At 66.5% G+C, this 11954-nt stretch carries 11 protein-coding genes; 4 read left to right on the forward strand and 7 right to left on the reverse strand.

Features of this window, described 5'->3' with window-relative positions; all coding sequences use genetic code 11:
* The first annotated feature begins 103 nt into the window (after positions 1-103).
* Positions 104-1594 (forward strand): CoA-acylating methylmalonate-semialdehyde dehydrogenase, encoded by a 1491-nt coding sequence (locus tag OYT95_RS14185; RefSeq protein WP_268791765.1) that lies wholly within the window; start codon positions 104-106, stop codon positions 1592-1594.
* 12 nt (positions 1595-1606) lie between these two features.
* Complete coding sequence (locus OYT95_RS14190; RefSeq protein WP_268791766.1) at positions 1607-2767, forward strand: iron-containing alcohol dehydrogenase; 1161 nt, start codon at positions 1607-1609, stop codon at positions 2765-2767.
* Here OYT95_RS14190 and OYT95_RS14195 read toward each other — a convergent pair.
* The 3 genes from OYT95_RS14195 to OYT95_RS14205 all read right to left on the reverse strand — a co-directional run bounded on the left by OYT95_RS14195 (position 2764) and on the right by OYT95_RS14205 (position 5464).
* The gene (locus OYT95_RS14195; RefSeq protein ID WP_268791767.1) at positions 2764-3585 is read right to left on the reverse strand and encodes a PhzF family phenazine biosynthesis protein; all 822 of its coding nucleotides are present in this window, start codon (positions 3583-3585) and stop codon (positions 2764-2766) included. The genes OYT95_RS14190 and OYT95_RS14195 overlap by 4 nt on opposite strands.
* Positions 3586-3659: 74 nt before the next feature.
* The gene (locus tag OYT95_RS14200; RefSeq protein ID WP_009477605.1) at positions 3660-4154 is read right to left on the reverse strand and encodes a DUF3830 family protein; all 495 of its coding nucleotides are present in this window, start codon (positions 4152-4154) and stop codon (positions 3660-3662) included.
* Positions 4155-4222: 68 nt separating this feature from the next.
* Positions 4223-5464, reverse strand: a complete 1242-nt coding sequence (locus OYT95_RS14205; RefSeq protein ID WP_112301951.1) for an aspartate aminotransferase family protein — start codon at positions 5462-5464, stop codon at positions 4223-4225.
* Positions 5465-5578: 114 nt separating this feature from the next.
* Between OYT95_RS14205 and OYT95_RS14210 the strand changes: the two genes are divergently transcribed.
* Positions 5579-7027: an NAD-dependent succinate-semialdehyde dehydrogenase gene (locus tag OYT95_RS14210; RefSeq protein ID WP_112301952.1), complete on the forward strand. Its 1449-nt coding sequence runs from the start codon at positions 5579-5581 to the stop codon at positions 7025-7027.
* A 3-nt stretch (positions 7028-7030) separates the two neighbouring features.
* On the opposite strand, the gene hsaB is transcribed toward OYT95_RS14210, so the two are convergent.
* From hsaB to hsaA, 4 genes are read right to left on the reverse strand one after another with little or no spacing between them, the layout of a single operon-like run.
* Positions 7031-7618, reverse strand: a complete 588-nt coding sequence (gene hsaB / locus OYT95_RS14215) for a 3-hydroxy-9,10-secoandrosta-1,3,5(10)-triene-9,17-dione monooxygenase reductase subunit (RefSeq protein WP_005244804.1) — start codon at positions 7616-7618, stop codon at positions 7031-7033.
* Complete coding sequence (hsaC, locus tag OYT95_RS14220) at positions 7615-8517, reverse strand: iron-dependent extradiol dioxygenase HsaC (protein ID WP_128640081.1); 903 nt, start codon at positions 8515-8517, stop codon at positions 7615-7617. The genes hsaB and hsaC overlap by 4 nt, the downstream gene beginning before the upstream one ends.
* Complete coding sequence (hsaD, locus tag OYT95_RS14225; RefSeq protein ID WP_037242030.1) at positions 8517-9395, reverse strand: 4,5:9,10-diseco-3-hydroxy-5,9,17-trioxoandrosta-1(10),2-diene-4-oate hydrolase; 879 nt, start codon at positions 9393-9395, stop codon at positions 8517-8519. The genes hsaC and hsaD overlap by 1 nt, the downstream gene beginning before the upstream one ends.
* An 8-nt stretch (positions 9396-9403) precedes the next feature.
* Positions 9404-10579 carry a 3-hydroxy-9,10-secoandrosta-1,3,5(10)-triene-9,17-dione monooxygenase oxygenase subunit gene (gene hsaA / locus OYT95_RS14230; RefSeq protein WP_005244809.1) on the reverse strand — a complete coding sequence of 392 codons (1176 nt, stop codon included), beginning with the start codon at positions 10577-10579 and terminating at the stop codon, positions 9404-9406.
* Positions 10580-10769: 190 nt separating this feature from the next.
* Between hsaA and OYT95_RS14235 the strand changes: the two genes are divergently transcribed.
* Positions 10770-11954: a Rieske 2Fe-2S domain-containing protein gene (locus OYT95_RS14235; RefSeq protein WP_112301954.1), complete on the forward strand. Its 1185-nt coding sequence runs from the start codon at positions 10770-10772 to the stop codon at positions 11952-11954.

The following is an 11954-nucleotide window of genomic DNA, read 5'->3' on the forward strand; positions in this document are numbered from 1 at the left end:
CCCTCGTGCAAAAGTGCAGTGCGAAGTGCCATTTTACTCGTTGACGCAGGCATTGTTGCCCAGCAGACTCGTGGGCACCCCACCTTTCCCAGGAGTGAACCCCATGGCCGTTATCTCGCATTGGCTCAACAACAAGTCCTACCCCGGAACGCGTGTCGATACCGCTCCGGTGACGAATCCGGCGACCGGTGCCGTGACCGGTCAGGTGGCCCTGGCCAGCGTCGAGGACGCCCGCGCCGTGATCGACGCCGCCGCGGCCGCGTTCCCCGCCTGGCGCGACACCTCCCTCGCCAAGCGTTCCTCCATCGTGTTCAAGTTCCGGGAACTGCTCAACGCCCGCAAGGGCGAACTCGCCGAGATCATCACCTCCGAGCACGGCAAGGTCGTCTCCGACGCACTCGGTGAGGTCTCCCGCGGCCAGGAAGTCGTCGAATTCGCCTGCGGCATGCCCCACCTGCTCAAGGGCGGCATGACCGAAAACGCCTCCACCAACATCGACGTCTCCTCCATCCGCCAACCCGTCGGCCCCGTCGGGATCATCTCCCCGTTCAACTTCCCCGCCATGGTCCCGATGTGGTTCTTCCCCATCGCCATCGCCGCCGGCAACACCGTCGTCCTCAAGCCCAGCGAGAAGGACCCGACCGCCGCGATCTGGATGGCCGAACTCTGGGCCGAAGCCGGACTGCCCGCCGGGGTGTTCAACGTCCTGCAGGGCGACAAGACCGCCGTCGACGAACTGCTCACCAACCCCGCCATCAAGGCCATCAGCTTCGTCGGCTCCACCCCCATCGCCCAGTACGTGTACGCCACCGGCACCGCCCACGGCAAACGCGTCCAGGCACTCGGCGGGGCCAAGAACCACGCCATCGTCCTGCCGGACGCCGACCTCGACCTCGCCGCCGATGCCATGGTCAACGCCGGCTTCGGCTCCGCCGGGGAACGCTGCATGGCCATCTCCGCGCTGGTCGCGGTCGGGGACATCGCCGACGAACTGGTCGCCAAGATCAAAGAGCGCACCGACACGTTGAAGATCGGCGACGGTACCCGGGACTCCGACATGGGTCCGTTGGTGACGAAGGTGCACCGCGACAAGGTCGCCTCCTACATCGACGCCGGCGAACAGGACGGGGCCACGATCGTGGTGGACGGGCGGACCGTGCAGGCGAATGGCGGTGCGGACGGGTTCTGGCTCGGACCGACCCTGATCGACCACGTCACCACCGACATGAGTGTGTACACCGACGAAATCTTCGGACCCGTCCTGTCCGTGATCCGGGTCGAGTCCTACGACGAGGCCCTGGAACTGGTGAACTCCAGCCAGTTCGGCAACGGCACCGCCATCTTCACCAACGACGGCGGCGCCGCCCGCCGGTTCCAGAACGAGGTCGAGGTCGGCATGGTCGGCATCAACGTCCCCATCCCCGTCCCCATGGCCTACTACAGCTTCGGCGGCTGGAAGAACTCCCTGTTCGGCGACAGCCACGCCCACGGCACCGAAGGCGTGCACTTCTTCACCCGCGGCAAGGTCGTCACCACCCGCTGGCTCGACCCCAGCCACGGCGGCCTCAACCTCGGATTCCCCCAGAACAACTAAGGAACCTCTCCCATGACCGCACACCTCTCACTCCCCCGATTCGCCAGGATCGGGGCCGGAGCAGTAGACGAGATCGGCTCGGTTGTCGACCAATTGGGTCTGCAGAGGCCGGTTCTCGTCACCGATGCGTACCTGACCGGCACCGGCGCGGCCGACCGGATCATGAGCCTCCTCAGGTCGGCGGGCAAGGAGCCGGCACTGTTCTCCGGCACCGTGCCCGACCCCACCACCGATTCCCTGGAGGAAGGGCGGAGGATCGTCGCCGAGCACAACGCGGATTCGGTGATCGGGTTCGGCGGCGGTAGTCCGATGGACACCGCGAAGGCACTGGCCGTGCTGTCCGCGAACGGCGGTGAGATGCGGTCGTACAAGGCACCTCACGTGTACACCGGGAAGGCGCTGCCGATCATCGCGATACCGACCACTGCCGGAAGCGGCTCGGAGGCGACGCAATTCACCGTCATCAGTGACAGCGCTTCCGACGAGAAGATGCTGTGCCCGGGACTCTCCTTCCTGCCGATCGCCGCGATTTTGGATTTCGAACTCACGATGTCGATGCCGCCGCGGTTGACCGCCGACACCGGAATCGATGCGCTCACCCACGCCATCGAGGCTTATGTCAGCAGGAAGGCCCAGCCGTTCACCGACGGACTCGCGCTCTCCGCGATCCGCACGATCGGTAAGCACATCGGCACGGCGTACGCGGACGGTGAAGACCGCACCGCGAGAGAAGCGATGATGGTCGCGTCCATGCAGGCCGGTATGGCGTTCTCCAACTCGAGTGTGGCGCTGGTGCACGGGATGAGCAGGCCGATCGGTGCGCATTTCCATGTCGCCCACGGACTGTCGAATGCCATGCTGCTTCCGGCGATCACGGCGTTCTCCGTGAAGGGAGCGGAGAGCCGCTACGCCGACTGCGCGCGTGCATTCGGCGCTGCACCGGAATCGGCGGGCGATTCCGTCGCCGCGCAGTTCCTCGTCGAGACCCTGAGCACGCTGTGTCACGACCTGAAGGTTCCGACGCCGCTCGCATACGGGATCGACCGCGACGCCTGGGACGGCCTCATTCCGTTGATGGCAGAGCAGGCGCTGGCGTCCGGATCGCCCGGCAACAATCCGGTCGTGCCCACCGCCGGTCAGATCGAGACGCTGTATTCGGAGGTCTTCAGCTAGAACTCGACGGTGCCCCGGAGGTACCGCCGGTAGGCTCCGGACAGGTGGACGCGGTCGCCGCGCACCTCGCAGTGCACGGTTCCTCCGCGCGCCGACAGTTGGCGTCCGACAAGGCTGTTCCGGCCCAGGACGTCAGCCCAGTACGGCGCGATCTGCGAGTGCGCGGACCCCGTCACCGGATCCTCCTGCACGCCGGCCGCGGCGCCGAACCATCGCGACACGAAATCGAGTCCCTCGACGTCGGATGCTGCGGTGACGACGATGCCCCGCACCTTCAGGGGGCTGATCACGGCGAAGTCGGGGGCCATCGACGCGATGTCGTGTTCGGATTCCGCGACGAACACGAGGTCGGTGGCCTTCAGGCACTCCCGCACCGGAATGCCGAGTGCCGCGACGATCCGGGGATCGGCCGCGGTCGGCGCCGGCGGCTCGGCCGGGAAATCCATGACCAGCGTCCCGGCCGGTCCCCGGTCGACGTGCAGCCAACCGCTGCGCGTCCAGAACTGGATGCGGTCGGCGTCCGGGTGCACGTCCTCGAAGATCTGTGCGGCGGTGGCGAGAGTGGCATGGCCGCACAGGTCCACCTCGACGGCGGGTGTGAACCACCGCAGGTGATAGGCCGGGTGGGCCGGGTCGTATTGCCCCGCGCCCACGGGAAGCCGCGCGGTGTAGAACGCCGTCTCGGACAGATTGTTCTCTTCGGCGAGTTGCTGCAGAACGGAATCGTCCAGCCAGTCGGTCAGCGGCATGACCGCCGCCGGGTTGCCCTCGAAGGGTCCGGCGGCGAACGCGTCGATCTGATAGATGTTCAGCTTCATAGCGTCCGATGGTGGTGGGCGATCCGGCGCCCGTCGAGGGCCATCTCGCACACGCTGGACCGGTCGCGCCGACGTCAGGCTCGGGCGAAGCTCATCGTCTCACCTTCGACCCCGCGCATCCACAGGTCGTTGCACGCAGCCGCCAATTCCGGCAGCCCCTCCTCGATGGCGGCGAACACGTTGCCGGGCACCCAGCCGACGTCGCCGTTGAGCAGGAGATTGTTGCGGCCGTAGAAGATCGCGAGGTCGGTGGCGCCCTGCGCGGCGTGCGCCTCGGAGCCCGGCTCGTACCCGTAGGCGGAGTTGCCGATCTCCCAGGGCTCGAAGTCGAACAGGCACACGTCACCGGGAATCGGTGTGACGGTGGGATTTTCCCGCCGCGGTGCCGCGGTGATCCGCGGGATCAGCGTGTACACCTCGTTGCGGGCGTACTTGGCGTGGTACGCGTCGCCGCTCTGCGGGAGCACGTTCCACACCGCGTCACAGGTGAGCGGTGCGTCCTCGTCGAGAAGCCGGGCACGGCAGGTCACGCCGCGCTTGTCCAGGCTGATGGTGATGTAGCGAGCCACGATTCCTCCTTCGGAGCCCGTGAGTACTTCTTAACCGCCCGCGGTTAACAAGTACTCACGGGTGCTTGTCACACTTCGTCGAGTACCTCGGACCAGATCTTCAGGGCGTCCTCGATCTGTTCCGCCGTCACGATGAGCGGTGGAATCATCCGTACCACGTTCATGTGGGCGCCGCAGGTCAACAGCAGCAGCCCCTTCTTCGCGGCCAGCTGCTGCGCCGCAGACGCTTTCGCACGGTCCGCGCTGCCGTCGGCCGCCGTGAACTCGCTGCCCACGAGCAGTCCGAGACCACGGACGTCGCCGATTCCGTCGATGGCGCGCGTGCGCGCACCGTCGAGCAACTGGACGCCCCGCGCGGCGGCGTTGGCCACGAGGTCTTCCTTCTCGATCACCTCGAGTGTCGCGACCGCGGCCGCGCAGGACACGGCGTTGCCGCCGTACGTTCCGCCCTGCGACCCCGGCCAGCCCTTGGCCATGAGCTCCTCGGACGCCGCGATGCCCGACAGCGGGAATCCGCTGGCCAGACCCTTGGCGATGGTGATGATGTCGGGCCGGACGTCGAAGTGCTGGTGCCCGAAGAACTTGCCGGTGCGGCCGAATCCGGTCTGGATCTCGTCGATGACGAGCAGGATGCCGTACCGGTCGGCGCGCTCGCGGAGACCCTGGAAGAACGCGGTGTTGCCGGGCACGTACCCGCCCTCACCGAGAACGGGCTCGACGACGAACGCCGCCGTCTCGTTCGGCGCGGTGAGCGTCGCGAAGATGTAGTCGAGTTCCTTCAGCGCGAACGCGGTCGCCTCCTCCTCGGACCAGCCGTAGCGGTAGGCGTTGGGGAACGGTGCCACGTGCACACCGCCCATCAGCGGGCTGAAGCCGGCGGAGAACCGGGTGCCGGAGGTGGTCATCGTCGCCGTCGCGACCGTGCGTCCGTGGAATCCGCCGTGGAAGACGATCACGTTGGGGCGGCCGGTCGCCTGCCGCGACAGGCGCAGCGACGCCTCCACGGCCTCGCTCCCCGAGTTCGCGAAGAACAGCGAGTCGAGTCCCGGGGGCAGCACCGACCCCAGTCGATCGACCAGTTCGAGCATCGGCTGGTGCATGACCGTCGTGTACTGGCCGTGGATCAGGGAGCCGACCTGCCTGCGCGCGGCCTCCACGACGTGCGGGTGGCAGTGCCCCGTACTGGTCACGCCGATGCCCGCGGTGAAGTCGAGATAGCGCCTGCCGTCGGTGCCGTAGAGGTAGCACCCTTCACCGTGATCGACCGTCACGGGTGTGGCCTGTGCGAGCAGTGGAGATAGCCGAGTCACGAGAACCCTCCCACGCGTAGATGCCGGCGGATGTCGGCAAGTGCATTGTCAGATTGTTGACAATCTGTATAACATGGGGACCGTCCCTTCGGCAACGGAGAATGGGGAAAAATCATGCTCGAGGAAGCAGCAATCGCATCGGTGCAGACCGGCTTGTTCATCGGCGGCAAGTGGCGCGACAGCGCGCGCACCATGCCGGTCCACGACCCGTCCACCGGACAGATCCTGTGCACGGTCGCCGACGCCGACGCCGACGAGGCCCGCGAGGCGCTCGACGCGGCCGTGGCAGCGCAACCGTCATGGGCGGCCACGACACCCCGCGAACGCAGCACCATCCTCATGAACGCGCACCGGCTGCTGCTCGAGAACGTCGACCGGCTCGCGCTGGTCATGACGCTCGAGATGGGCAAGCCACTGACCGAGGCACGGGGCGAAATCGCGTACGCCGCAGAATTCTTCCGCTGGTTCGCCGAGGAGGCCGTCCGCATCGACGGCGGCTACATGACGGCGCCCGGGGGCGGTTCGCGGTTCCTCGTCACCAAGCAGCCCGTGGGGCCGAGCCTGCTCATCACCCCGTGGAACTTCCCGATGGCGATGGGCACCCGGAAGATCGGGCCCGCGATCGCCGCCGGGTGCACGTCCGTCATCAAACCGGCGGCCCAGACGCCGCTGTCGATCCTGGCGCTCGCCGACATCCTCACCGAGGCCGGGCTGCCGGACGGCGTCGTCAACGTCGTCACCACGTCCAGCCCCGACGAGGTCATCACTCCCCTGATCCTCGACGGCAGGGCCCGCAAGCTCTCGTTCACCGGTTCGACCAAGGTCGGGAAGCATCTGCTCGAACTGTGCGCCCGCACGGTCATGCGCACGTCCATGGAACTCGGCGGCAACGCGCCGTTCCTCGTCTTCGACGACGCGAATCTCGACGACGCGGTCGACGGGGCCATGGCGGCGAAGATGCGCAACATCGGCCAGGCCTGCACGGCTGCCAATCGAATTCTCGTGCACAGTTCCGTCGCCGAGGAATTCACGCGCAAACTCACGCAGCGGATGGAGGCCCTGCCCGTCGGGCGCGGCACCGAGGACGGCGTCGTGGTCGGACCGTTGATCGACGAGGCGGCCGTCGAGAAGGTGAGCAGTCTCGTCGCGGATGCCGTCGAACGCGGCGCCTCGGTGCTCACCGGCGGCGCGGCACTCGACCGCCCGGGCAACTTCTACCCGGCGACGGTCCTGACAGGTGTGTCCGACGACGCCGAGATGTGCCACAACGAGATCTTCGGCCCGGTGGCCGCGATCAGCACGTTCGAGACCGAGGCCGAGGCCGTCGAACGGGCCAACGACACCCCGTACGGGCTGGTGGCCTACGTGTACACCGAGAGCCTCAAGCGCGGCATCCGCGTGTGCGAGGCGCTGGAGTCGGGCATGGTCGGACTCAACCAGGGTGTGGTGTCGAACCCGGCCGCGCCGTTCGGCGGTGTGAAGGAATCCGGGCTCGGGCGCGAAGGCGGGACCACCGGCATCGACGAGTTCCTCGAGACGAAGTACATCGGTGTCGCCGTCTAGGAACTAGAGCCAGGTGTCTTCCGACGACGTCGTGAGGAACGCCTCGAGGTCGTCGCGCCACGGCGCAGGCACGGTCTTGTCCGGCTCGATGCCGGTGTACTGCCCGCGGTAGAACAACAGCGGTCGCTCCTCCCTGATCTCACTCAGGGAGGAGACCCGGCCGAACGCGACCCAGTGATCGCCGCCGTCGTGCACGCTCTCGAGCGAGCAGTCGATGTGGGCGAGTGAACCGGTAAGGATCGGTGAGCCCAGCGGCGACTCCGTCCAGTCGATCCCGGCGAACTTGTCCGGGTCCCGGGAACCGAATCGGGCGCACGTCGACTGCTGTTCTTCCGCGAGCACGTTCACGCAGAAGATGCCACTGCGCTCGATCGCCGCCCACGACCGCGACGTCTTGGTCGGGCAGAACAACACGAGCGGGGGTTCGAGCGACAGCGCGGCGAACGACTGGCACGCGAACCCCACGGGCACGCCGTCGTCGATCGTCGTGATGATGGTGACGCCGGTGCAGAACTGGCCCAGCACCGTCCGGAACCGTCGCGGATCGATCGCCTCGGCCGCGACGGCCCCGTCCCCGGTCACCTCGCTCACGGCTGCATCCCGACGCTGAAGTCGTGACCCCACAGGCTGACGGCCGTGCTCTCCCTCGCAATCCAGCTCTCGTCCTCCACCTGACGTCCCTCGCAACCGAATTCGACGTCGAATCCGCCGGGGGTCTTCATGTAGAACGACAGCATCAGGTCGTTGACATGGCGGCCGAGCGTGGCCGACATCTTCACCTTCTTGCGGAGCGCGCGGTCGAGGCACAAGCCGACGTCGTCGGAGTTCTCGACCTCGATCATGAGATGCACGATGCCGCTGGGCGTGGGCATCGGCAGGAACGCGAGACTGTGGTGCCGCGGGTTGCAGCCGAAGAACCGCAACCACGCCGGCTTGCCGTCGGCCGGCCGCCCGACCATCTGCGGGGGCAACCGCATCGAATCGCGCAGGCGGAAACCGAGGACGTCGCGATAGAAGCGCAGCGACGCCTCGTCGTCCGTGGTCGAGAGGACGACGTGCCCGAGTCCCTGCTCACCGGTGACGAACCTGTGCCCGTACGGGCTGACCACGCGCCGGTGCTCCAGGGCCGCGCCGTGGAACGCCTCGAGCGTGTTGCCCGACGGGTCCTCGAACGTGATCAGCTCGTCGACCCTGCGGTCCTGCAGTTGCTCGGCCGTCCCCTCCTTGAACGCGACGCCGGCCGCCGACAGGTTGTCGCGGACCTCCTGCAGCTCCGCGGCATTGGCCGTCTCCCAGCCCGACACCGACAGCCGGTCGTGCTCCCCGGGGAAGATGACGAGACGCGCCGGGAAGTCGTCCATCCGCAGATACAGGGCGTCCGGGTCGGAGCCCTTGCCCTCGACCATGCCGAGCACCTTGAGACCGTATTCACGCCACGCGGCCATGTCGGTGGCCTCGATGCGCATGTACGCCAGTGAACGAATACTCATCACTTACCCCCGTCCAGAAGGAAATCGGTGGCCAGACGGTTGAACTCGTCGAACTTCTCCAGCTGGGCCCAGTGTCCGCACCCGCCGAAGACGTGCAGCTGTGCCCGCGGAATCATCTTCAGCGCCACCAGCGCCCCGTCGAGCGGGTTGACCCGGTCTTCGCGGCCCCAGATCAGCAGCACCCGTTGGCGCAGCTTGTACGCGTCGCGCCACAGCATGCCGAGCTCGAAGTCGGCCGAGGAGAACGACTTTCCCATCGCCTTGGCGGCGGCGAGCGACTCGGGTGTACTCGCCGCGGCGAAGCGTTCGTCGATCAGTTCGTCGGTGATCAACTTCTGGTCGAACACCATGATGCGCAGGAACGCCTCGAGGTTTTCCCGGGTGGGTTGGTAGCCGAACTTGCCGAGGTTCTTGACACCCTCGGTCGGGTCCGGGGCGAACAGGTTGACGCTGAGTCCGCCCGGGCCCATGAGCACCAGCCGGCCCGCGCGGTCCGGGTAGTCCAGCGCGAAACGCACTGCGGCACCGCCGCCGAGCGAGTTTCCGAGCAGGTGGACGCGTCCGCCGATGTCGAGGGTGTCGAGCAGATCCTTCAACGCGGACGCACTGTGCACGAAGTACTGCGGGTGCTCGGTCGGTTTGTCCGACAACCCGTATCCCGGCTGGTCGACGGCGAGGACGTGGAACTTCTCGGCGAGAACCGGGATGTTCCTGGCGAAGTTCGACCACGACGAAGCGCCCGGCCCGCCGCCGTGCAGCAGCACGATCGTGGTGTCGTTGCCGACGCCGGCCTCGTGGTAGTGCAACGTCAGGTCGGGCCGGACCTGGGCGAACTTCGAGGTGGACTCGAACGTGAGGGCCTCTTCGGTAGTCGTCACGTGTTCTCCTAGACCATCGTGTCGGTGATGGGCAGACCGAATTCGCCGGTGCCGTACATGACGTAGGCGCGCTCGGGATCGTTGGCCGCGTGGACGCGTCCGGCGTGCGCGTCCCGCCAGAAACGCTGCAGCGGCGTGCCGTTGGCCAGCGCGGTGGCCCCCGAGCTCTCGAACAGTTTGTCGATGGACGAAATGGCGCGGCCCGTGGCGCGCACCTGGTCCCGGCGTGCACGCAGCCGCAGCTCGAACGGCACTTCCTCACCCGCGACGAGCAGTGCGTATTCGTCGGCGACGTTCCCGGACAGCTGGCGCCAGGCGGCGTCGATGTCACTCGACGCCTCGGCGATGCGGACCTTGGCGAACGGGTCGTCCTTCGCCTTCTCACCGGCGAACGCCGCGCGGACGCGCTTTCCCTGATGTTCGACGTGCGCGTCGTAGGCGCCGTAGGCCATCCCGACGATCGGCGCGGAGATGGTGGTGGGATGGATTGTTCCCCAGGGCATCTTGTAGACGGGTGCGGTGTTGCGCTCGAGCCCGGGTGCGGTGAGGTTGCTCATCGCCTTGAAGCTGAGGACGCGGTGCGTCGGGACGAAGACGTCCTCCACCACCACGGTGTTGCTGCCGGTTCCGCGGAGTCCCACCACATTCCACACGTCATCGATCCGGTAGTCCTCGCGGGGGATCAGGAAGCTGACGAAGTCGACGGGGCGGCCGTCCTTGATGACCGGCCCGCCGAGCACCGCCCAGCTCGCGTGATCACAGCCGGACGACCAGGCCCAGGCGCCGTTGACCGTGTATCCGCCGTCGACGACCTGACCGGCACCCATCGGCGCGTACGAGGACGAGATGCGGACGTCGGTGTCGTTGCCCCACACGTCTTCCTGAGCCTGCTGCGAGAACAGGGCGAGGTGCCAGTTGTGGACACCGATAATCGACGAGACCCAGCCGGTGGAACCGCAGGCGCTCGCGATCTTCCGCACCGCGGAGTAGAACAGCACCGGATCCGCCTGGTAACCACCCCACTGTTCGGGCTGGAGCAACCGGAAGAATCCGGTCTCCTGGAGCGCCTTCATGGAATCGTCGGGGATACGACGTAGATCCTCGGTCTCCTGCGCACGCTCTCGCAGCGTCGGCAGTAGTGCGTCGAGCCGCTGCATCACCTCGTGACTGTCATGGTCACCCACAGGACGCTCCTGTCTCGTTCGATGGTTCACTTGTCTTCTGAGACTAGAACACGTTCCCATTTATGTCGAGACACCGGCAAAGGTGCTGTTTGACGGCCCGGGTCTGGAAGAAAGGCCTCGAAAATCTGGCGGATCGTGTCGAAGTTCTATAACGTGTTCTACTAACAGCATGAAGGGATGTGAGGGCACAATGGCGCAGATTCGCGAGATCGATGTGGGCACGGTCCAGACCCGCTTCGCGCGTGGTTGGCACTGCCTCGGTTTGACCAAGACGTTCAAGGACGGCAAACCGCATTCGATCGAGGCTTTCGGCACCAAACTCGTCGTCTTCGCCGACAGCAAGGGCGAACTGAAAGTTCTGGACGCGTATTGCCGGCACATGGGCGGCGACCTGTCGCAGGGCACGGTGAAGGGCGATTCCGTCGCCTGCCCGTTCCACGACTGGCGCTGGGGCGGCAACGGCAAGTGCACCAGCATTCCCTACGCACGCCGGGTTCCCCCGATCGCCCGCACCCGCGCCTGGCTCACCCTCGAGCAGAACGGTCAGCTGTTCGTGTGGAACGACCCGGAGGGCAATCCCCCGCCGGAGAACGTGACCATCCCCCGCATCGAGGGCGCCTACAGCGACGAATGGACCGACTGGACCTGGAACTCGATGCTGATCGAAGGCTCCAACTGCCGCGAGATCATCGACAACGTGGTCGACATGGCGCACTTCTTCTACATCCACTACGCGTTCCCGACGTACTTCAAGAACGTCTTCGAAGGCCACATCGCGACGCAGTACCTCAACACGAAGGGTCGCCCCGACGTCGGGATGGCGACGCAGTACGGCATGGAATCGCTGCTGCGCTCCGAGGCCGCCTACTACGGGCCGTCCTACATGATCAACCCGCTGTGGAACAGCTACGGCGGGTACGAGGTCGAGAGCGTCCTCATCAACTGCCACTATCCGGTGACGAACAATTCGTTCATGCTCCAGTACGGCGTCACCGTCAAGAAGCCGACCGGCATCGACGACGAAACGGCCGACAAGCTGGCCGCGAAGTTCACCGAGGGCATCGCCGAGGGATTCCTGCAGGACGTCGAGATCTGGAAGAACAAGACCAAGATCGACAACCCCCTGCTCTGCGACGAGGACGGTCCCGTCTACCAGCTGCGACGCTGGTACGACCAGTTCTACGTCGACGTCGCCGACGTCACCGACAAGATGACGCAGCGCTTCGAGTTCGAGGTCGACACCACCAAGGCCAACGAGGCCTGGCAGCACGAGGTCGAGGAGAACCTGGCCCGGCAGAAGGCCGAACGCGAGGCCGCCGAGGGGTCCGAGAACACGACTGCGGCGCGGTCCGAGAACAGGGAAGCGCAGGTCTGA

The organism is Rhodococcus sp. JS3073 (assembly GCF_026810085.1).
Classification (GTDB): Bacteria; Actinomycetota; Actinomycetes; order Mycobacteriales; family Mycobacteriaceae; genus Rhodococcus_F; species Rhodococcus_F wratislaviensis.